This window comes from Sphingomonas sp. R1 (genome assembly GCF_025960285.1).
GTDB lineage: Bacteria > Pseudomonadota > Alphaproteobacteria > Sphingomonadales > Sphingomonadaceae > Sphingomonas.
In genome coordinates this window covers 226,215-248,225 of the sequence record NZ_CP110112.1, presented here as the reverse complement: position 1 = coordinate 248,225, position 22,011 = coordinate 226,215, and the positions used below count along the sequence as shown (strand labels likewise).

Annotated in this window: 15 protein-coding genes; 6 read left to right on the top strand and 9 right to left on the bottom strand. The window is 68.6% G+C overall.

Annotated features, from left to right (window positions below; all coding sequences use genetic code 11):
• The first annotated feature begins 41 nt into the window (after positions 1–41).
• From OIM94_RS19365 to OIM94_RS19345, 5 genes are all read left to right on the top strand, one after another.
• A complete protein-coding gene (locus tag OIM94_RS19365; protein ID WP_264610043.1) occupies positions 42–653 on the top strand; it encodes a TetR/AcrR family transcriptional regulator in 612 nt (203 codons plus the stop codon).
• Between the two features lie 412 nt (positions 654–1,065).
• Positions 1,066–1,479: a hypothetical protein gene (locus OIM94_RS19360; RefSeq protein ID WP_264610042.1), complete on the top strand. Its 414-nt coding sequence runs from the start codon at positions 1,066–1,068 to the stop codon at positions 1,477–1,479.
• Positions 1,457–2,707 (top strand): efflux RND transporter periplasmic adaptor subunit, encoded by a 1,251-nt coding sequence (locus OIM94_RS19355; RefSeq protein WP_264610041.1) that lies wholly within the window; start codon positions 1,457–1,459, stop codon positions 2,705–2,707. Before OIM94_RS19360 ends, OIM94_RS19355 begins: the two co-directional genes overlap by 23 nt.
• Positions 2,708–2,822: 115 nt before the next feature.
• Positions 2,823–5,999, top strand: coding sequence for an efflux RND transporter permease subunit (locus tag OIM94_RS19350; protein WP_264610040.1), 3,177 nt, complete (start codon positions 2,823–2,825; stop codon positions 5,997–5,999).
• A gap of 51 nt (positions 6,000–6,050) precedes the next feature.
• Positions 6,051–7,457 carry an efflux transporter outer membrane subunit gene (locus OIM94_RS19345; RefSeq protein ID WP_264610039.1) on the top strand — a complete coding sequence of 469 codons (1,407 nt, stop codon included), beginning with the start codon at positions 6,051–6,053 and terminating at the stop codon, positions 7,455–7,457.
• 28 nt (positions 7,458–7,485) lie between these two features.
• Here the strand turns inward: OIM94_RS19345 and OIM94_RS20180 are convergent, their stop codons facing one another.
• The 3 genes from OIM94_RS20180 to OIM94_RS19335 all read right to left on the bottom strand — a co-directional run bounded on the left by OIM94_RS20180 (position 7,486) and on the right by OIM94_RS19335 (position 11,965).
• Positions 7,486–8,484, bottom strand: a complete 999-nt coding sequence (locus OIM94_RS20180) for a M1 family aminopeptidase (RefSeq protein ID WP_319801159.1) — start codon at positions 8,482–8,484, stop codon at positions 7,486–7,488.
• Positions 8,485–9,244: 760 nt separating this feature from the next.
• Positions 9,245–11,074: a hypothetical protein gene (locus tag OIM94_RS20175; protein WP_319801158.1), complete on the bottom strand. Its 1,830-nt coding sequence runs from the start codon at positions 11,072–11,074 to the stop codon at positions 9,245–9,247.
• 12 nt (positions 11,075–11,086) lie between these two features.
• Positions 11,087–11,965 carry an ABC transporter ATP-binding protein gene (locus OIM94_RS19335; RefSeq protein ID WP_264610038.1) on the bottom strand — a complete coding sequence of 293 codons (879 nt, stop codon included), beginning with the start codon at positions 11,963–11,965 and terminating at the stop codon, positions 11,087–11,089.
• Positions 11,966–12,126: 161 nt separating this feature from the next.
• Between OIM94_RS19335 and OIM94_RS19330 the strand changes: the two genes are divergently transcribed.
• Positions 12,127–13,860: an MFS transporter gene (locus tag OIM94_RS19330; protein ID WP_264610037.1), complete on the top strand. Its 1,734-nt coding sequence runs from the start codon at positions 12,127–12,129 to the stop codon at positions 13,858–13,860.
• A 60-nt stretch (positions 13,861–13,920) separates the two neighbouring features.
• Here OIM94_RS19330 and OIM94_RS19325 read toward each other — a convergent pair whose 3' ends face one another.
• The 6 genes from OIM94_RS19325 to OIM94_RS19300 all read right to left on the bottom strand — a co-directional run bounded on the left by OIM94_RS19325 (position 13,921) and on the right by OIM94_RS19300 (position 22,008).
• A complete protein-coding gene (locus OIM94_RS19325) occupies positions 13,921–14,973 on the bottom strand; it encodes a glycoside hydrolase family 105 protein (RefSeq protein WP_264610162.1) in 1,053 nt (350 codons plus the stop codon).
• Positions 14,974–15,057: 84 nt separating this feature from the next.
• On the bottom strand, positions 15,058–16,002 hold the full coding sequence (locus OIM94_RS19320) for an alpha/beta hydrolase (RefSeq protein ID WP_264610036.1): 945 nt from the start codon (positions 16,000–16,002) through the stop codon (positions 15,058–15,060).
• Positions 15,999–19,013 carry a glycoside hydrolase family 35 protein gene (locus OIM94_RS19315; RefSeq protein WP_413716413.1) on the bottom strand — a complete coding sequence of 1,005 codons (3,015 nt, stop codon included), beginning with the start codon at positions 19,011–19,013 and terminating at the stop codon, positions 15,999–16,001. Before OIM94_RS19315 ends, OIM94_RS19320 begins: the two co-directional genes overlap by 4 nt.
• Positions 18,980–19,294, bottom strand: coding sequence for an L-rhamnose mutarotase (gene rhaM / locus OIM94_RS19310; RefSeq protein WP_264610035.1), 315 nt, complete (start codon positions 19,292–19,294; stop codon positions 18,980–18,982). Before rhaM ends, OIM94_RS19315 begins: the two co-directional genes overlap by 34 nt.
• A gap of 15 nt (positions 19,295–19,309) precedes the next feature.
• Positions 19,310–20,791 carry a glycoside hydrolase family 28 protein gene (locus OIM94_RS19305; protein ID WP_264610034.1) on the bottom strand — a complete coding sequence of 494 codons (1,482 nt, stop codon included), beginning with the start codon at positions 20,789–20,791 and terminating at the stop codon, positions 19,310–19,312.
• Positions 20,791–22,008, bottom strand: coding sequence for a rhamnogalacturonan acetylesterase (locus OIM94_RS19300; RefSeq protein WP_264610033.1), 1,218 nt, complete (start codon positions 22,006–22,008; stop codon positions 20,791–20,793). Before OIM94_RS19300 ends, OIM94_RS19305 begins: the two co-directional genes overlap by 1 nt.
• Between the last annotated feature and the right edge of the window lie 3 nt (positions 22,009–22,011).

The window sequence follows — 22,011 nt, the reverse complement described above, 5'->3', positions numbered from 1 at the left end:
TACTGGCAATCCTTTGCCGGCAGGGTTATATACCGCTCGTTATGAAAACCGCTGCCTGTACTGTGGCCAAGGGCCGCCCCCGCGAATTCGACGTCGAAGAGGCGTTGACCGCGGCGCTGCGTATCTTCTGGAGCAAGGGCTATGAAGGCGCCTCGCTGACCGATCTCACCGAAGCGATGGGCATCACCCGGCCCAGCCTCTACGCTGCCTTCGGCAACAAGGAAGCCTTGTTCTGCAAGGCGCTGGACCTCTACGAGCGCGAGAAACTCTGCTATATCGGACGTGCCCTGGAAGCGCCCACCGCGCGCGGCGTGGCGGAGGCGTTGCTGCGCGGCGCGCTGGAGCGACAGCGCGACACCAGCGATCCCAAGGGCTGCATGGGCGTGATCAATTCGGTCGCATGCGGCGTCGAGGCCGAGTCGATTCGCGAGGAGGTCTTGAAGCGCGGCGAGTCGGCAAAGCGGGCGATCGTCGCCCGGTTCGAACGGGCGCGGACGGAAGGCGACCTTCCCGGCAGTGCCGATCCGGAAGGGCTGACCGCCTATATCATCGCGCTGATCCAGGGCATCGCACTGCAGGGCGGATCGGGCGCGACCTGCGCCGATCTCGAACGGCTCGTGCAGACCAGCCTGGCCATGTGGCCGGCACGATAAATCGTTTCGGCCATGCGAAATCCGGCTTGCGAAGAAAAATACCGGCCGGTATAAAAAGGCTGTTGACGCACCGCAGCGCGACTTATATACCGACTGGTATAGAAAGTGATCCGCCGCCTCTCGGGGCTCGCGGGGCAGACGGAGACGCGGACATGCGCCAGCTTGCACGCAAGAAACGGGGTGAGCCCTAGGCTCGAACCTTCCATAATCGTCCAGTAACGACGCTCGCTTCCACGCGGACGTCGGTTCAATTCACGCGCGCTCTTTCGCGAGAGCAGCCGAACGCTGTGAGCAATTCGCGGCGCTGGGTGTCGCGCATCCACGACACATCCTACCGACGCCTGCGGCCAAAGGGGTTTTGCGGGAAAGGCGGAGCGTTGCTCGCCGTCGGTACAACCGAGGGAGAAGCATCATGGCATATCTCGATCTCACCGACATGGCCGGCAACGCCGCCGCGCTCCCCGCCTTCCTCGCCATCCCGCGCGAGGAAACCAAGCTGAGCGCGCTCGAATGGCAGGTCGTCGCGATCGCCCAGAAGGACCGCATGTCCTCGCTGGAGGCGCCCAGCCGCCTCTCGATCGCGCTCGGCGTGATCTTCGGCGGCGAGCGCGGCAACCCGCGGCTTGCCGATCCCAAGCTCGAGGCGCTGCGCCGCATCGCCGTCATCTCGTGGCATCGCGGCTTCCGCGTGCCGCAGTCCGAAATCCAGCGCTTCCATGCTGCCGGCTACACGCCCGGCCAGCTGGAGACGCTGCTCACCAGCATCAGCCGTGGTCGCGCGGCGATGAATCAGGGGAACCATCATGAATATGCACGCGCCCATTGAGGGCGAAGCGGTGGCAGAACGCCGCCCCAAGCGTCTGCGCACCTGGCAGAAGGCGGCGCTGGTCGTCGTGCCGGTGGGCGTGGTCGCCGCCGGCTTCAGCCTGAGCGGGCGCAATGCGCCTGCCGTGGCAGCGCCGGCCGCACCCGTCGTCACCGTCGCCGCGCCGCTCGCCCGCGAAGTGAATGAGTGGGACGAATATGTCGGCCGCTTCGAGGCGAGCCGCACCGTGGAGGTGCGGCCGCGCGTCTCGGGCGCCGTCACCGCGATCCATTTCAAGGACGGCGCGGTCGTGCAGCAGGGCCAGCTCCTCTTCACGATCGATCCGCGTCCGTTCACCGCCGCGCTGGCCGAAGCCAAGGCCGGCGTGGCGAGCGCGCAGAGCGATCTGGCGCTCGCCCGCTCCGACCTGGACCGCGCCCAGCGGCTGGTGAGCGTCGAGGCCGTCTCCAAGAGCGATGTCGAACGTCTCCAGGCCCGCGTCCGCGCCGCCACTGCCGCGGTCGCCGCGGCCGAGGCCCGGGTCCGCGCGCGTGCGCTCGACGTCGAGTTCACCCAGGTGCGCGCGCCGATTGCGGGCCGCATCTCCGATCGAAAGGTCGATCCCGGCAATCTGGTCGCCGCCGGGGAAGGGCAGGGCGGTACGCTCCTCACCACGATCAACGCGCTCGATCCGATCTACTTCACCTTCGACGGCTCGGAAGCCCTGTTCCTCAAGGCCAAGCGCGCTGCGGGGTCTTCGGCCAGCCCGGTCGAGATCCGGCTGCAGGACGAAGGCGACTATCGCTGGAAGGGCCAGATCGACTTCACCGACAACGGGCTGGACCCCAAGTCCGGCACGATCCGCGGTCGCGCGGTGCTGTCCAACAAGGACATGTTCCTGACACCGGGCATGTTCGGCAACATGCGGCTCGCCGCGGGCGGCAAGGCACAGGCGCTGCTGGTGCCCGACGCCGCGATCCAGACCGACCAGGCGCGCAAGCTGGTGCTCACCGTCGGCGCCGACGGCACCGTGGTGCCCAAGCCCGTGGTGCTCGGCCCGGTGGTCGACGGCCTCCGCATCGTCCGTTCGGGCCTCGCGCCCCAGGACAAGGTGGTGATCGCCGGCACCCAGTTCGCCCAGCCCGGCGGCAAGGTGCAGCCCAAGGCCGGCACCATCACGCCGAACGCCGCGACCGACGCGCCGATCGTCTCCGCTCCGGTCACGGGCCAGGCGACCTTCGCCCGCTGACCGAACTGCCGCCGGGCCACCCCACCGGCCCGGCGGCAGGTAGTTTCCCGTGTGCCCGTCCGCGTGACTTTGCGCGGGCGCGAGCACGCGCGTCCGCTAGGAAAAGGAGAAGGCCATGCGCCTCTCACGCTTCTTCATCACCCGCCCGATCTTCGCGGCGGTGATTGCGATCATCATCACGATCCTGGGCGGCATCGCCTATTTCGCGCTGCCCATCTCGCAATATCCCGACATCGTGCCGCCGACGGTCACGGTGACGGCCAGCTATCCCGGCGCCTCGGCCGAGACCGTGGCGGAAACCGTCGCGGCGCCGATCGAGCAGGAAATCAACGGCGTCGACGACATGCTCTACCAGTCGTCGCAGTCGACCGGCGACGGCAACGTGACGATCACCGTCACCTTCAAGACCGGCACCAATCTCGATGCCGCGCAGGTGCTGGTGCAGAACCGCGTCGCGGTCGCGATCCCGCGCCTGCCCGAGGAAGTGCAGCGCCTCGGCGTCGTCACCCGCAAGACCAGCCCCGACTTCCTGATGGTGGTCAACCTGATCTCGCCCGACAACTCGATCGACCGCAGCTACATCTCCAACTACGCGCTGACCCAGGTGAAGGACCGCCTTGCGCGGCTCGAAGGCGTGGGCGACGTGCGCATGTTCGGTGCGCGCGACTATGCGATGCGGGTGTGGATCGATCCCGGCCGTGCCGCCGCGCTGAACCTCACCGCGGGCGACATCGTCCAGGCGCTGCGCGGGCAGAACATCCAGGTGGCCGCCGGCACGCTCGGCCAGCCGGGTTCGCAGCCCAGCGGCAATGCCTTCCAGCTCAACGTCGAGACGCAGGGCCGTCTCAAGACCCCGGCCGAGTTCGGCCGCGTCGTCATCCGTACCGATAGCGAGGGCCGCCAGGTCCGCGTGAGCGACGTCGCCCGCGTCGAGCTCGGCGCCGCCGACTATTCGTCCAACACCTATCTCTCGAACAAGCCGACCGTGATCCTCGCCGCCTTCCAGCGCCCGGGCTCCAACGCGCTCGCCGCGGCGATGCGGATCAAGGCGGAGATGGACACGATCTCGAAGACCTTCCCCAAGGGCCTCGAATATCGCGTGATCTACAACCCCACCGAGTTCATCGCCCAGTCGATCGACGCGGTGTACCACACGCTCGGCGAAGCGGTGATCCTCGTCGTCCTCGTCGTGATCGTGTTCCTCCAGAAGTGGCGGGCGGCGATCATTCCGGTGGTGGCAATCCCCGTGTCGCTGATCGGCACCATGGCGGTGCTGCTGCCGATGGGCTATTCGCTCAACAACCTGTCGCTGTTCGGGCTGGTGCTCGCCATCGGCATCGTCGTCGACGACGCGATCGTCGTGGTCGAGAATGTCGAGCGCAATCTGGCGCAGGGGATGACTCCGCTCCAGGCGGCGCGCACCTCGATGGACGAAGTGTCGGGCGCGCTCGTCGCGATCGTGCTGGTGCTGTTCGCGGTGTTCCTGCCGACCTTGTTCCTCAACGGTCTTTCGGGCGCCTTCTACAAGCAGTTCGCGGTGACGATCTCGGTTGCCACCGCGATCTCGCTGCTCGTCTCGCTGACGCTGTCCCCGGCGCTCGCCGCAGTGCTGCTCAAGCATGAGGAGCATGCCCCGCGCGGCGGGTTCGGGCGCTTCATCAGCCGCGCCGCCGACGGCTTCAATCGCGGCTTCGAGCGGATGAGCAACGGCTATGCCCGCCTCACCCACAAGCTGGTCACCCGACCCAAGCGGATGATGGTTGCCTATCTCGGCCTGATCGCCGCGACGGTCGCGACCTTCTGGGTGACCCCGGTCGGCTTCATCCCGGCGCAGGACCAGGGGTACTTTCTCACCGTCATCCAGCTGCCGCCAGGCTCGTCGCTCGAACGCACCGACGAGGTGATGCGCAAGGTCGTCGCGCGCATCCTGCCGATCCCGGGCGTCAAGGGATCGGTGATGCTCGCGGGCTTCGACGGCCCGTCGCAGACGCTCGCCCCGAACAGCGCCGCCGCCTATGTCCCGCTGCAGAGCTTCGAGGAGCGCAAGAAGCTCGGCGTCAACATCGCCGGCATCATGGCCGAGGCGCGCAAGCGCACCGCCGACATCAACGAGGCGATGCTGCTCGTGGTCCCGCCGCCGCTCATCCAGGGCATCGGTTCGGCCGGCGGCTACCGCCTGATGGTCGAGGATCGCGCCGAGCATGGCTATCAGGCGCTGGGCAACACCGCCTTCGGTCTGATCGGCGAGGCCAACAAGACGGCCGGCCTCGCCCAAGTCTACACCTTCTTCAACACCGCGACGCCGCGCGTCTTCGCGGATATCGACCGCCGCAAGGCCGAGATGCTGGGCGTGCCGCCCGAGCGGGTGTTCGAAGCGCTCAACGTCTATCTCGGCTCGGCCTTCGTGAACGACTTCAACATGCTCGGCCGCACCTACCGGGTGACCGCGCAGGCCGACGCGCCCTTCCGGGCGACCGAGGCCGATATCGCCAACCTCAAGACGCGTTCGGACGCCGGCGGCATGGTGCCGATCGGATCGGTCGCGACCTTCGAGAACAAGACGGGCCCGTATCGCGTGACGCGCTACAACCTGTTCCCGGCGGTGGAAGTCGATGGCGATACCGCGCCGGGCTACAGCTCGGGCGCCTCGCTCGACGCGATGGAGAAGCTCTCGGCGCAGCTGCCTGCCGGCTATGCGGGCGAGTGGACCGGCATCGCCTATCAGCAGAAGATGGCGGGCAGCACCGCGGGCCTCGTGTTCGCGCTGGCGGTGCTCTTCGTCTTCCTGGTGCTGGCGGCGCAATATGAGAGCCTGACGCTGCCGCTGGCGATCATCCTGATCGTGCCGATGTGCCTGCTGGCGGCCATGGCGGGGGTGAACCTGCGCGGCATGGACAACAACGTGCTGACGCAGATCGGGCTCGTCGTTCTGATCGCACTTGCCGCCAAGAACGCGATCCTCGTGGTCGAGTTCGCCCACCAGGCCGAAGTGCGCGACGGCCTGTCGCCGGTGGAAGCCGCGGTGCGGGCGGCGCAGGACCGGTTGCGGCCGATCCTGATGACCAGCTTCGCCTTCATCCTCGGCGCGGTGCCGCTGCTGATCGCGAGCGGGGCAGGGGCCGAGCTTCGCCAGGCGCTGGGTACCGCCGTGTTCTTCGGGATGATGGGCGTCACCGGCTTCGGCCTCCTGTTCACGCCGACCTTCTACGTGGTGTGCCGCGCGCTCGGTGCGCGGATCGCCTGGCGGCGCGGGCAGGGTGGCGAGCATCACCAGCTCCAGCCGGCCGAGTAAACTGAACCAACCGGCGGGCGCGTCCCATGCGCCCGCCGCAGGAGATTTCGCATGCAACGCATGGCTTCGATCATGGCCGCAGTCTCGGCGCTGGCGCTTTCCGCCTGCGCCGCCGGCCCGAACTACACGGCACCCGCCCGGCCGCAGAGTGCGGCGGGGGCATTCCTGTCCACCACCCCGGCGGTCTCCACCGCGCCGGTGCAGGAGGGCTGGTGGCGGCTCTACAACGATCCGGTGCTCGACCGGCTGGTGACGGAGGCGTTCGCCGCCAACACCGATGTCCGCGTCGCGGTCGCCCGGATCGAGCGCGCCCGGGCGACGTTGGGCGGCGCAACTTCGGCCCGGCTCCCGCAGGGCACCGCGAGCGCGGGTGCGAATTATGGTCGCCTGCCCGTCGGCCAGCGCCCGATCGGCAGCGCGCAGGAGGATTGGCAGATCGATGCCGGCCTCAGCGTTTCCTATGAGGTCGACCTGTTCGGCCGGATCGCGCGCAATGTCGAAGCCGCGCGCGGCGATGTCGCGGCGGCGGAGGCGGATGCCGAGGCGGTGCGCGTGATCGTCGCCGCGGATACGGCACGAGCCTATGCCGATGCGGTGTCCTCGGCGGAGCGGCTGGGGGTGGCCGAACGCATTGTCGCGTTGCTCGACCAGTCGATCGACCTGACCCAGCGCCGCCGCAATGTCGGCCTCGCGACACGCCTCGATGTCGCCCGCATCGCGGCGCTGCGCAACCAGCGCCAGGCCGATGTGCCCGCGCTGGCCGCCCAGCGCGACGCGGCGCTGTTCCGCCTTGCCACGCTGATCGGCAAGACGCCGGCCGAACTGCCCGCCGAGGCGCGCGCCCGCCAGACAACGCTACGGCTCGACCAGCCGATTCCGGTCGGTGACGGCGCGGCGCTGCTTGCCCGGCGGCCGGACGTGCGCGCCGCCGAGCGGCGGCTTGCCGCGTCCACGGCGCGGATCGGCGTCGCCACCGCCGACCTGTATCCGCGCATCTCGCTGGGGGCGTCCGGCGGATCGACGGGCAATGATTTCGGCAACATCTTCGGGGCGGGGCCGCTGCGCTGGCTGGTCGGCGGGCTGATCAACTGGACGGTGAACCCGGCGCCGGCGCGCGCCCGGATTGCCGCCGCCGAGGCCGACAGCCGCGCCGCGCTCGCGACCTTCGACGGCACGGTGCTGACCGCGCTGCAGGAAACCGAAACGGCGCTGTCCGCCTATGGCGGCGCGCTCGAGCGGCGCACGGCATTGCAGGCGGCGCTGAACGAGGCCGAGGCGGCCGTGCGGATCGCCCGTGCCCGCCAGCGCGAAGGCGACATCAACTCGCTCGACCTGCTCGACGCCGAACGGACCTTTGCCGATGCCCAGGCCGCGCTGGCGACCGCCGACGCGGCGATCGCGGAGGCGCAGGTCAACCTGTTCCGCGCGCTCGGCGGCGGCTGGCAGCGGACGGCCTGAGCCTCCGCCGCGGCGACGGCAGGCTGGATCAGCCTGCCGTCACTGCCGTCACATTGTCGTCCGAGTTGCGGTCGATCCGCACATTATAGGGATCGGCGCCGGCGAAGGCGGGCTTGGTCGCGGTCTCCAGCGTGATCACCTGGGTGCCGCTGCGGATCGGCAGGCGCTTGAGCGCCAGCACGTCCTTGGCGGCGAAGGCGCCGCGGCCGGGCATCTCGGCGAACGCGCCGAACTCGGCCTGTTCGGCCATCGGGGCCTCGGTTTCCTTGCCCTTGCCGTCGGCATAGAGCTTGTGCGCCTCCACCGTCAGCGTGGTGCGCCAGCGGCCATTGGGCAGCTTCGTCACCACCGCGGACCGGGTCTTGATGTCGTAGAGCGTGATCCGCTCGAACAGGTCGGTGATGAGGGCATTCTCGGCCGGGCTCGCGCCGAGCCGGAACTCCGCGATCAGATCGAGGCTGCGCGGGTAGGGCGGGCCCTGGAAGCGCCACCTGGCGTCGTAGCGCTTGAGCGCGGCGTTCACCCGCGCCTCGCCCAGCTCGTCCTTCAGCCGGTACATGGCGAGGCTACCCTTGCGATAATGGATATAGGGCTGGTTCTCCACCCGGGCGAGCGGCAGTTCCTCGATCACCTCGCCGCCGCGGCTGCGCAGATAGCGATCGAGCTCATATTTGAGGAAGCGACGAATCTGGTCGCGGCCATATAGGTGCTCCATCACCATCAGCGCCGAATATTGCGCGAGGGTCTCGACGCCCATCGTCGCCCCCTGGTTATCCGAGGGGACGACCTGGTGTGCCCACCATTGGTGGCCCAGCTCGTGCGCGGCGACATAGGTGACGTAGTCGATCTTCTCCTTGTCCGAGAGGTCGGCGATGAAGCCGATGCCTTCCGAATAGGGCATGGTGCCGGCGAACGCCTGGGCGAACTGGGCATAATCCGGGAACTCGATGATCCGGGCCTGGCGGAACTGATAGGGGCCGAAGGCCGGCTGGTAGTAATCGAGCCCGTGCCGGAACGCCGCCAGCATCCGGTCGACATTGGCGCCGTGCCGGGCGTCGTAATAGACGGCCAGGTCGATGCCGTTGTGCTGGAGATGCTTCTCCCGGTAGCGGGCCGATTGCACCGAATAGAAATTGAGGATCGGCACCGCGGTGACGAACCGCGCGGTGCGCCGTCCATTCTCGGTGCGATCGGCCACCTTGTCGCCCGGCGCGATCGGCGTCTGGTCGGCGGCGGTCGAGACGGTGATGTCGGTCTTGATCCAGTCCGTGTGGAAGGCGCTGAACCGGGTGCCGGCCAGATCCTCGAGCTTCAGCGGGCGCAGTTCGGCGGGCAGGCCGTATTTGCGGCGCTTGGCGCGATCCTGCAGCAGGCCCTGCTGGTCCATGCCGATCGTCGGCGCGAACTCGGCATTGTTGACGAAGGTGCCGTTGGCGACGACCCGCGTATCGTTGCCGCTGTTCGCGAAACCGCGCTGGCGCCGCTCGGTGCGGAAATCGAGCGTGGTCGCGGCCCCCGGCGCGAGCGGGGCGGCAAGCCGGTAGATACGATACTGGAAGCGCGGGAAATCGCGCGCGACGGTCGCCCCCGGGATGGTCACGGCGACGAGCCGGGTCCGGCGATCGCCCATCCGGACATGGATGGCATCCAGCGGCTTGCCGGTGCGGTTGACCAGCGTCATCTGCCCGGTGGCGGTCAGCCCGGGCTGTTCGGGGCGAATGTCCACGGCGACGCGCACCGCGGCTATCGAGGGCTGGGGCAGCTTCGCGAAGGGCAGCAGCGTCTTCTCATAGTCGGCTTCCTCGCGCTCGTCGCTGATCGGCGTGCGATAGACGTTCCAGACATGGGTATTGGTGTAGACCCAGATGCCGGTGGCCACGAACACCGCCACCGCAGCCCCGCCGATCAGCCCCGCCGGCCCGGCCAGCTTGCGCGGCAGCCGGCGCAGGCGCGGCAACAGCCGCGTTTCGGTGCCGCGCCGCCACAGGCCATGCGCGAGCACCAGCAGCAGCACCGCGAAGGCCGACCAGTAGAGCCGCAGCCACCAGGCGCCGATCCAGAAACTTACCCTGTCCGTTCATGTCCGACAGCGGCACGCCCGGGCCCTGGCCGTAATTGTACAGCGCGTCGCCGAAGCCGAGGTTGCTGAGCGTCGCGCGGCCGACGACATAGACCAGCATCAGCCCCCAGCCGACGAACTTGTGCGGGCTGAGCGCCTGGAGGAATACCGCCAGCACGGCGATCAGCGTGACGTCGACCGTCTCGGGCAGCACGTACCACAGCAGATACTTGCCCGGCTCGAAATCGGTATAGCCGTGCACCAGCTGCATCACCATGCCGCCGACGACGCTGACGAGCAGCGTGGAGAGCAGCACCAGCGTGACGGCGGCCGCCTTTGGGACGACGAACGCCCAGTCGGGGATCGCGCTGGCGTCGATGATCTCGTGCGTCTTGCGGTCGCGCTCGCGCCAGACCAGCTCGCCCGCATAATAGGTCGCGATGATGATCGGAATGATGCCGAAGGTGCCGCGCAGCAGATCGATCACCACGCGAGTCACCGGCAGCACCGGCGTGCCGACGACCTCGCCCAGATCGACCAGGCTCGCCATCGCATTGAACAGGCCGAGCGCGAGCAGCACGACATAGGCCGGGCTCTTGAACACCTGCGCCATTTCCAGCCGGGTGCGCACGACGAGTTGCGTCCAGGCGGTGGCGCGGTCGTAGCGCGGCGCCGGCAGCGGGCCGGCTAGGCGGGGGACGTCGGCGGTCTCGGGCACCGCAGCGGCGGCCTTGGCGGCCTTGAGCGCCTTCTTGGAGGGGCGCACCGAGAAACCGAACCGCGCATAGGCGAGGCCCAGTGCGAGCGCCGCCACGCCCAGCACGATCAGCCGGTTCCACAAGACCATGCCGGTCAGCGGAATGGTCAGCGTGTTGCGGTCCGCCGCCGTCCAGTATTTGGTGAGATAGCTGCTCGCGCCGATGCTGAACGGTTCGCTATAGGCGCCGATCAGCTCATAGGCAGGGTTTCGATCGAGCACGACGCCGGCGATGAAGAACAGGATGAGGAAGGCGATCACGCCGACATAGGTCGCCATCATCGACCGGGTCATCGTCGCCAGCGCGAAGAACATCGCCGAGGTGAGCAGGACGTTCGGCAGCGCGAGCCAGATATATGCCGAGGCATAATAGCTGAAGCGGTTCGGACCCAGGATCTCGGGATCGACCCAGGGCATCAGGCTGCCGATCCAGATGCCGAGCGGCACCGCGAGGAAGCCGATCGCCGCGGCGAGGAAGGCGCCGCCGAACCGGCCGAAGAGATAGGCGCTCTTGGTGACGCGGGTGGCGCGTACGATCGGGCCGAAGCCGGTATCATCGTCGCGCACCACGACATTGGCGACGAAGGCGGTCGCCACGAACATGTAGAACACCGTCAGGATCTGCATCATCTGCGCGATCGCGAAGGGGGCATTCTTGTGGACGTTGCCGCCCGAGCCGATGCGGATCTGCTCCACCGACGTCGCCCCGAAGGCGAGCAGGAAGAACAGGATGATCGCGACCCAGAGGACCGGGTTGCGGCGCTGGTAGCGCCACTCGAAGCCGAGAATGCCGGCGAACATGGGGCGCCTCCCTCAGGCCGCGCGACGCGAGGCGTCGAGCGTCGAGAAATACACGTCCTCCAGCCCGCCCTGGACTGGCGAGAAGCCGTCGCCCGGTGCGCTGTCGGCCACGACATGGATGATCGTGCGCCCGGCGAACAGCCGGGTGGAGATCACCCGGTAGCGTTCGCGGTGGGCCTCCAGCGCGTCGCGGGCGATGGTCTTCTGCCACACCCGGCCGCGCGTCTGCTCGATCAGCGCCAGCGGCGCGCCTTCCAGCAGCACCCGGCCGCCGGCCAGCACCGCCATCCGCGGGCACAGGTCCGCCACGTCCTCGACGATGTGGGTGGAGAGGATCACGACGACGGTGTCGCCGATCTCGGCAAGCAGGTTGAGGAAGCGGTTGCGCTCTTCCGGATCGAGCCCGGCGGTGGGCTCGTCGACGATGATCAGCTGCGGGTTGCCGATCAGCGCCTGGGCGATGCCGAAGCGCTGGCGCATGCCCCCCGAGAAGCCGGCCAGTGCCTTCTTGCGCACCGTCCAGAGATTGACCTGGTGAAGCAGCGCCTCGACCGTTTCCTTGCGCTCGCCCCGCCCGGCGACGCCCTTCAGCACCGCCATGTGATCGAGCATGTCGTAGGCGGATACGCGCGGATAGACGCCGAAATCCTGCGGCAGATAGCCGAGCGTGCGGCGGAGCTGTTCGGGATGGGCGATCACGTCAAGGTCGCCGAAGCGGATGCTGCCGGACGTCGGCGTCTGCAGCGTCGCGATCGTGCGCATCAGCGTGGACTTGCCCGCGCCGTTCGGACCGAGCAGCCCGAACATGCCCGGCGGGATCGACAGCGTCACGCCATCCAGCGCCCTGGTGCCGTTGCCGTACACATGCGTGAGGTTCTCGATCTGCAGCATCCCGCCCACTCCCCGTGCGATGATGCGCGGATCGTAGCAGGCGTGTTGCTGATGTAAAGCACCAGAGAGCGACTATGCAAGTGCGCCGCGGCTTGCCACACTTGCCGGAGCATAACCGGACGACATGCGGGAACTACCCGCGCACCAGGGAGAGACGATCGATGGCGACCAGCCCGCCCGATGCCATGCCGCACCACCACGAGGCGACGCGCAGCGAGAAGCTCGTGATCACCGCCAGCTCGCTCGGCACGGTGTTCGAATGGTACGACTTTTATCTCTATGGCCTGCTGACCACGATCATCGCGGCGCAGTTCCTCACCGGGCTCAACTCGACCACCTCGTTCATCATGGCCCTGCTGGTGTTCGCGGCCGGGTTCCTGGTGCGGCCGTTCGGGGCGCTGGTGTTCGGGCGCATCGGCGACATGGTGGGCCGGCGCTACACCTTCATTCTTACCCTGCTGGTGATGGGGCTCTCGACCTTCCTCGTCGGCTGCCTGCCGACCTACAAGACCGCCGGTGTCGCAGCACCGATCCTGCTCGTCGTGCTGCGCATGTTCCAGGGGCTGGCGCTGGGCGGCGAATATGGCGGGGCGGCCACCTATGTCGCGGAACATGCGCCCGAGGGGAAGCGCGGCTTCTACACCAGCTGGATCCAGATCACCGCGACCGCGGGGCTGGCGATGGCGCTGCTGATCGTCATCACCGTCCGCTCACCGGTGACCGGCGTCGGCGAAGCGGCCTTTGCCGAATGGGGCTGGCGCATCCCCTATCTCCTCTCCGGCCTGTTTCTCGCCGTCGGCCTGTGGCTGCGGCTGAAGCTCCACGAATCGCCCGTGTTCAAGAAGATGAAGGCGGAGGGCACTGCCTCCAAGGCACCCCTTACCGAAGCCTTCGGGCGGTGGCCGAACCTCAAGATCGTGCTGATCGCGTTCTTCGGCGCGATCGCCGGGCAGGCGGTGATCTGGTATACGGGCCAGCTCTACGCGCTGTTCTTCCTCGAGAAGATGCTGAAGGTCGATGGGCTTACCGCCAACACGCTGGCGATCACCGCGCTCGTCCTCGCCACGCCCTTCTTCCTGTTCTTCGGCTGGCTGTCGGACAAGATCGGCCGCAAGCCGATCATCCTTACCGGCTGCGCACTGGCAGCGCTGACCCTGTTCCCGGTGTTCCACGCGCTGACCAATGCCGCCAATCCGGCGCTGGCCCGCGCGCTCGCCTCGGCCCCCGTGACGGTGGCCGCAGACCCGGCCGAATGCTCGCCGCAATTCGATCCCGTCGGCCAGAACAAGTTCGACGCGACCAGCTGCGACATCGTCAAGAATGCGCTCGCCAAGGCCGGGATCAACTACGAGAATGTCGCGGCGGCGCCGGGCAGCCTCGCGACGATCACGATCGGCGGCCAGGCCTATCCCGCCCCCGATCCGCGCCAGCTGACCGGCGAGGCGCGCAAGAAGGCGATCGCGGCGTTCACCGCGCAGGTCGTCGGCGCCCCCGCCGTTCCCGCGAAGGGCGACGTGCCCGCCAGGCCTGCGGTGACCGGCGCGCTCGCCAAGGTCGGCTATCCGGCCAAGGCCGATCCGGCGGCGATGAACAAGCCGCTGGTCGTGGCGCTGCTCTTCTACCTCGTGCTGCTGGTGACGATGGTCTACGGTCCGATCGCGGCGATGCTGGTCGAGCTATTTCCCAGCCGCATCCGCTACACCTCGATGTCGCTGCCCTATCATATCGGCAATGGCTGGCTGGGCGGGCTGTTGCCGGCGATCGGCTTCGCGATGGTCGCCGCCAACGGCAACATCTATCACGGCTTCTGGTACCCGGTGGTGGTCGCCGCCGCGACCCTGGTGTTCGGGCTGTTCTTCCTGCCCGAAACCTTCCGCCGCGACGTCGACGGCTGACACGCAAAAAGGCCTCCGGAGACTGCTCCGGAGGCCGTCGTTCGTCCCGAAGCGGGCGCTTCAGATATAGGTGCGCAGCAGTTCGCCCAGCGCGCAGATCGCCAGGCTCTGGCCATAGGGCATCGAGGTGAGGCGGATGTCCTTGTAGAATTGCAGCGTGTCGCCCATCGCGGTGCCGAAGCTCACCTGCTGCAGCTCGCCCTTGTCGTCGATATTGTCGAGCACGCCGCGCACCGCCTTGAGCCCCACCGTTTCATAGTGCCGCGGCAGATAGCCCTTCCGCACCGCCTTCAGGATGCCATAGGCGAAGCCTGCCGTGGCCGAGGCCTCCAGATAGCTGGTCGGATCCATCACCAGGGTGTGCCACAGGCCGCTTTCGTCCTGCGTCTGGCTGAGCGTCTTCACCTGGGCGGCGAGGGTGTCGATCAGGAAGGTGCGGAAGGCGTCGCCCTCGGGCAGATCGAGGATCTCGATGATCTCCGGGATCGCGATCGTCACCCAGCAATTGCCGCGCGCCCACAGGGCCTCGGCAAAATTGTGCCGGCCGTTGAAGTCCCAGCCGTGGAACCACAGGCCGGTCTTCTTGTCGAACAGATACTTGATGTGGACGAGGAACTGGCGCTTGGCCTCCTCCACATAGTGCGGGCGGCCCAGCAGCAGGCCGATCTTGGCGAGGGGCAGCACGCTCATCATCAGCGTGTCGTCCCACATCTCGCCGGGATTCTCGTCGTTGTAGACGATGTGCTGGAAGCCGCCCTCCTCGGTCTTGGGCAGCCCGTCGGGCGCCATCAGCCATTCGGCCCAGGTGTCGAGATAGGGCAGGTAGCTCGGATCGGGTTCGTGCTCGTACAGCCAGGCAAGCGTGATGAACGGCGCCATGGTGTTGATGTTCTTGGTCGGCGTGCCCTCGGCAAAGCGATCGGCGAACCAGCCCTTGATGATGCCGAGCGCCTTCTGATTGTTCGTCTGCTCGAAATAGCGCCACATGCCGAACAGGCCGACGCCGTGGGTCCATTCCCAGCCGGCCCAGCCCTTGGTGTCGATGATGCGCCCGTCCTCCAGGTGGAGCAGGAACTCGCCGGTCTCGTCCTGGATGTGGACGAGATTGTCCATCAGCAGATCGATCTTCTGCGTGACGAGGCTGCGGGGAATGTCGTGCGAGGCGGCCAAGGGATGTGTCTCCGTGGATGAAAGGGGTCAGAGGCCGTGGCGGCGCGCGAACCGCGCGAACAGGCCGGGCCAGGGATGGGGGGTGCCGTCCGGGTCGACGAGGGGCAGGCCGTGGCCGCCCTTTTCGAACACCATCAGCTCGGACGGGATCTTCGCCGCCTGCAGCGCCGCGAACATCAGCAGGCTGTTGGCGGGCGGCACCACCGGATCGTCGGCGGCGTGCGCGACGAGGGTGGGGGGCATGTCGGCCGGCAGGTCGCGTTCCGCCGAGAAGCGTCGGATCTGCTCCTCCGTGGGGCTCGCCCCGAGCAGTTCCCTGCGCGAGCCGCCATGCGCCTCGGGGGTGCGCAGGGTGATGACCGGGAAGAACAGGCCGAGCGCCACCGGGCGCGCGGACAGCTGGTCCGCCGCATCGATGGGCGCATAGGTCGCCAGGCCTGCGCGGCTGCCGAGCCGGGCGGTGAGGTGCCCGCCGGCGGAAAAGCCGATCGCGCCGACCCGGGCGGGATCGATCTTCCAGCGCGCGGCGCCCGCCCGGATCAGCCGCATCGCGCGCTGCGCATCCTGAAGCGGCGCATCGGGTCCCGCCGCCCAACCGTCATGCGGCAGCCGATAGAGCAGCTCGAACACGGTCGTGCCGCGCGCGGCGAAGTGGCGCGAAATCGCCGAGCCCTGCCGGCCGAGTGCGACGCGGGTATAGCCGCCGCCCGGGATCAGCAGCAGCGCGGATCCGTCCGGGCGTTCCGCCGGCACGACGTTGAGCATCGGCGTGGCGACATGCGGCCAGGCGATGTCGTCGTCGCCGCCGTTGGGGGAGCGCTTGACCCACGCGTCCCTGGCAGTGACGCCCTCCCCGCCGGGAGGGCGGCCGGGCCAGAGCGGCAGCCGCTCGATCGGGGCGGCGCGGGCGGGGAGTGCCGCAGCGGCGGTCGCTGCCGCCGAGGCGGCGAGCAGGGTGCGGCGGGTGATCATTGGAGCTCCTCCGGACGCTGCGGCGCGGCGACCATCGTCACGGGCAGTCCGCCGCGGACGTTGCGCAGTGTCACCAGCTTTACCTCTTCCAGCGTGTTGCCGGCGGCCCCGTCCGAAGTCACGGCGAGCGCGATGCTGTTGGGCCCGCGATGGTTGAGGATGCCCTCGGGCACCGGGAATACCCGTTGCGGCCCGACATGGGCGATGAACTGGCCCATGTTCCAGCCATTGACGAAAAGCAGCACGCGGTAACGGGCGCCGGGCGAGCGGGGCTTGCGCGTGTCGCCGAAGGCCACGCCGATGGTGGCATCCTGGCCCGTCGGCACGTCGAGCGTGAAGCGGCTGCGGTACCAGGTCGTGCCGGGTGCAGCCGTTGCGGCGGCCTTCCAGCCGCGATCGTCGAAGCCGGGGAGATGCCAGCCCATCCGCTCGCCATATTGGCCGCCGGTGTTGGCGACGCCGCGCGCGGGATCGGGCAGGTCCTCGCCGCCCTTGCGGCCCTGGATCTTCCACGCGACCGGCACGGCGAAGCTGGGGCCGCCTGCGGGCTCGATCGAGGCGAAAACGATTCCGCGTGCTTCCTTGTGGAAGTCGTCGGCATCGAGATCCCAGTTATGGCCGTTGTTGCGGACCATCACCGACAGCACATGGGCGCCCGGCGTGCGGGCAGCGGCGGGCAGGTCGAATTCGGCGACGCCGGTGGTGATCGGGCGGGGCAGGCCCGCGGGGATCTCGTCGCTGCCGACCAGCTTGCCGTCGAGGAACAGCTGGAGCATCCCCGCGCCGCCCGCACCATAATGGATGCGGATGCGCTCGGCGGCGGCGTGCCCCTCGAACCGGCCGCGATACCAGACATCGCCGTCGTGGAAGCCATAGGCATCCATCAGCATGTTGGGCACGCCGTCCGGCCGGGCGGTGATGCTGGCATAGGCGCGGTTGTCGATCGCCTGCCAGTCGCGGTCGTCAAAGTCGGGCGCGGCTTCGGGGGAGCCGGGGGCGGAGACCCAGCTCAGCGCCGGCAGCGTGATCGGTGCGGGGCCGGGGAGCAACTTGGTCGCGACGAGACTGCCCGACGCGGTGCGGGTGGTCGTCACCGGCGCGCCGTTCCAGCGGAGGCTGCGGGTGGCCGCCGGTGCCCAGACTTCGAGCGGCGTCCCCCCGTCGGTATCACCGGCAAGGGCGAGGCTGCTGCCTTGCGGGGCTGCATGGCGCACCAGCGCGGGGCCGCGTACCAGCAGCTCGCCCAGCCGCCAGAAGCGCGCGGCTTCCGCCTCGTCGCCGATCAGCACGATGCTGTCCGGCCGACCGCCGCCAGTGATACGCAGGCGGGTGAGGCCCTGATGGGTGTAGGCCAGTTTCAGATCGCCGCGTGCCGCATCGAAGCTGGACGTGGCGGCGCCCGCCAGCACCTCGACCTTGGGCGCGGAGGCATAGCGCAGCACCATCTCGCCCGGCTCACCCGCGCGGCTGTAGAACAGCAGCAGGTCGTGGCGATCCTGGCGGAGCGCCGCCTGCAGCTCGGAGGTCGCATAGACCAGCCTTTGGCCCCCCAGCGTCACCCCCGCGACGAGCCATTTCGCGTCGAAGCCGTTGAGCGCCATTGGCCAGCTGTACCGGCCGTCGGGCAGGTCGGCGGTGATCGTGAAGCGGTCGTCGGTCTGCCCGTTGGAGGGCTTGTGGGTGACGAGAAGGAAGCGCGCGTCGCTCTCCGGGCGCTTGTTGTGATAGACCTGGATGCGCTCGGACGAGACCGACACGGGACCTGCGGGTACCATGCCGGCGAGATCGGGCACGCTCTGGATCAGTCCGGCGAGCTGCTTCAGCTCTTCCGCCTTGGGGCGGAGCGCGCGGGTTTCGGCGATGGCCGAGCCATAGTCGTAGCTGGTGAACACCACCGGGGCGGGCAGCCAGCCCCAGCTGGTGCCGCCAAAGCCCATATAGAAGCTCTGGATGCCGATGCCGTTCGCCAGGTTGGTGCCGTAGAATACGCGCTGGAAGCGCTTGCCGCGCTGGATCGCGTTGCAGTCGTAGCCGCCGTTCGATCCCCAATAGTCGAACCAGCCGCCGCCGAATTCGGCGAGGAAGCCCGGCGTGTTGGGCGAGGCAGACGCGCCGCCCTTGGCCCCGCCGGGACCATAAAAGCCCCAGTCGGGGGCGGCCGATCCGCGCGTCGGCTTGCCGGCCACGGTGCAGGTGCCGCCGGGATAGCCGTCGAACGCATAGAGGTCGTTCGGCCCCTCGACCGTCTTCTCGACCCCGCCGCCCGCCGGCACCCAATAGCCGTTGCGGCCCTGGTCGTTGTGGAACAGCGGCACGGTGATGCCATCGGCGCGCGCCTTGGCGGCAAGATGGTCCATGTAGCGACGCTGGGCCGGGGTGGTCAGCGCCAGTTCGTTCTCGATCTGGTGGAGGATCACATTGCCCTTGTGGCCCTTGCCGTCGCCGTTGATCTGGTGGCGCGCGATGATCGCATGCACCCGGGTCAGCCATTCGTCGGCGGCGGCCATATAGTCGGGATCGTCGGTGCGCGCGCGCGCGCGCTGGTTGACCAGCCAGCCGGGAAAACCGCCGCGGGTCAGCTCGGCATTCACATAGGGGCCGGCGCGGGTGATGACGTAGAGGCCTTCCTCCTCCGCCATGGTCAGCAGCCGATCGATGTCGCGGATACCGGAAAAGTCGTAGACGCCGCGCTTCGGGCTGTGGAAGCCCCAGTCAAAATAGAAGGCGACGGTGTTGAAGCCGCTCGCCTTCATCTTCTGCAGCACGTCGCGCCACAGATCGGGCGAGGGCAGGCGGAAGGCGTGCATCTCGCTCGACCAGATCACGGTACGCTTGCCGTCGATAATCAGCGAGCGCGCGTCGAACGAGACGCGGCCGAAGCGCTGCACCGGCGCGGCGAGATTGGCAGTCTGCCTGGCTTCCTGCGCAGTGGCCGGCAACGCGGCGAGCAGCGTCGAGGCGAAGAGGGCGGTGCGGATCACGGCAGGTAGAAGACCGGGCGAAGCGGCCATTCGAGCGGCTTGTTGTCGGGCGCGACCTCCATCAGCGGCGCCATGTGATCCCACCAGCGGCGCATCACCGGATGGGCGGGCAGCTGGTCGTTGGTCGCATCCTCGGTGAGCTTCAGTACCGCGAACAGCGCGCCGGTCGCTTCGTCGAGGAAGATCGAATAGTCGCGGATGCCGGCATCGTGCAGCAGTGCGGCGAGCTCCGGCCAGATCGCGTCGTGGCGCGCCTTATACTCTTCCGCCATGCCGGGCTTGAGCTGCATCCGGAACGCCTGTACCCGCATTTCCCCTCCGCGCCACTATGTGGTACTATTGTGCAGGATATGGTAGCGATGTGCGACGTCCTCGTCAAACGCGATCCGCGCATCCGCGGCGTCCTCGAGCAGCAGCGGCGGGCGCGGATCGCTGCCGTTGCGGCGGAAGCGCAGGCGCGCGGCGGCCAGTCCGCGAACGTGGCGCGCCCATAGGCCCCAGGCGGGGGTGGGGCCGAACATGCTCGGCTCGGGATAGGCATCGGCCAGTTCGGGCGGGGCGAGGGGCGTGGATCCGTCGAGCGCGCCGTCGAAGCGCAGATCGAGGTCGGACAGGCGCACATCTTCGATGGCGTGTCCCGGCAGCCCGGCGACAATGGCCGCAAAGCGCGGGTCGATGCCGGTGGCGGCGACCCCATGGATGCCGATGTTGCGCAGCGCGCCGATCTGCGTCCCCGCCGGTCCCCGCAACCGCGCGGCGAGGCGCAGGAAAAGCGGAGCGGTGGTTACCTCGTCCATCGTCAGGTTTTCGGCGAGCACATCCTCGATCGTGCCGCCGTCGACGCTCTCGATCGCCAGGCCGCGGCTGCGTTCAAAGCGGCAATTGGTGATCGAGATGCGGCGGAAGTCGCCATTGCTTTCGGTGCCCAGCTTGATGCGGCCGGTCACCCGGTCGCGGTCGGGGGCGTGTTGCTGCGTACGGCCATGGGTGCCGTCGAGCAGCGTACCGAGATCATAGCCGGAGACCGTGCAGTCCTCGATCGTCACGTCCTCGCAGGCCGTGCGGCCGAGTGCGAGACTGGTCTTGAGCACGATCGCGTCGTCATTGGGCGTGTTGACCCGGCACCGCGAGACGCGCGCGCGGCGGACGCCGTCCAGGTCGATGCCGTCGCGGTTGCTGTCGATGGTGAGGCCGGCAAGGGTGAGGTCTTCCACCTCGCTCGCCAGAACTGCGAAATGGCCGCCGCGGAAAATGGTAAGATCCTCGAGGGTCGCGCGGCGGCACCGCGCCAGCGCGATGGCCTTGTTGCCCTGGCCACGCATCGCCGCGGCGTCCTGCTCCAGCCGGGCGACGTCCGCGGGCGTCATTGTCGCCATGGAGAGCGGGCGTTCGCCGCGCTGCGCGCTCCACGGCGTGCCTGGGCCGTTGCGGGTGAGGCCGGTGCCGTCGATCAGGCCCCTGCCGAGAATGGCGATGTCCTCGGCATCCTCGGCCCAGATCAGGCTGTTGTGCCAGTGGCTGTGGCCGAAATCCTGATAGAGCTGGGGGCCGCGGTCCTCGGGAAGGTCATAGGCGCCGTCGGGGCCGGGCGTGGCGGCGAGCAGCGTGGCGCCGGCCTCGATCGCGAGCGTGACGCGCGAGGGCAGGCGGAGCGAGAAGCTGCGGTACGTACCCGGCGGCAGCAGCACGATCCCGCCGCCCGCGTGGTGCGCGGCGGCGAGCGCGGCGGCGATGGCGGGGCTGTCGAGGGCGAGACCGTCCCCGCGCGCGCCGTAGGTGCGGACGTCGAGGACTAGGCCGGTGCGCATCAGCTTCCTGCCGGGCGTTCGGTGCTCGCGCTCAGGCTCGGCGCGAGCGCGAGGCTTTCGATCGCGGGCGGGTGCGCGGTGTCGAAGTGGCGGGCATCGGGATAGAGATGGCGGCCGAGGTCCGGCGCCGCCTGCGTAAGCCCTGCTGTCACCGCGCGCGCGAGCAGCCAGGCGCCCTGGTTGTTATGGTGCGTCCTGTCGCGGCCGCCGTCGTTGAACAGCTTGGCCGCCTCGGCCGGGCCATAGGCTTGGTACAGCGCGATCGTCGACGCCTGGAGATCGACCAGCGGTACCTTCTCCCCGCGCGCGACCTTGCGCATCGCCTCGGCATAGTCGGCGAGGGTGTGGCGGATGCGGCCGCCTTCGAAGTTCCGCCGCTCGGGCGAGGTGACCAGCACCGGCCGCCCGCCGCGCCGCCGCACCTCGGCAATATAGGTGCGCAGCCAGGCGGGGTAGGTCACCACCGGGTCGGCATAGGTTTGGGGCCATTCGGCCTTCTGGTCGTTATGGCCGAACTGGATCAGCACCCAGTCGCCCGGCCGCACCTGCGACAGCAGCTTGTCGAAGCGCAGCCCGGTCACGAAAGACTTGAGCGTCTCGCCCGACTCCGCATGGTTGGCGACCGCCATGTCGGGCTGGAACAGCGCCGGCAGCATCTGCCCCCAGCTGGCGGCGGGCTCGGCGCGCTGGTCGGTCACCGTGGAGTCCCCCGCCAGGAAGACTGTCGGCACCGTCACGGGCTCAATCGTAACGCGCTGGACACGCGGGTCGCCGAGAAACTCCAGCGTCAGCTTGTCGTCCCATGTATAACTGCCCGCCTCGCGTGGCTTGAGCCGGACGACGGTGCCGCCGGGGGCGTTTGCCGGCGGCGCGGCCAGCGCGGCGGTCCGCACGTTGACGATGAAGCTGGCGGTGGCGAACTGCCCCGGCGCGGTGGTGACGGCGCGCAGCATCAGCCGCCGCGATTCCGCCTTTACCGTGGTGGTGCCGGCTGCGCGGGCGTCGCCGATCCGCACCGTCACCCGGTAATTGCCCTCGGGTACCGCTACCGAGAAAAGCCGCTCGCGCCCCTTGCTCCCGGGCTCATAGCCAAAGCCGCCCGGCTGATAGGGGGCGCCCTCGGCCACTGCAACGCTGCCCGGCTGCGTGGGTGCGCCGGGTGCGAGATCGAAGGTCTGGGGGCCGGTCACGGCCGCAAGCATCGCCAGCATCCACATCGC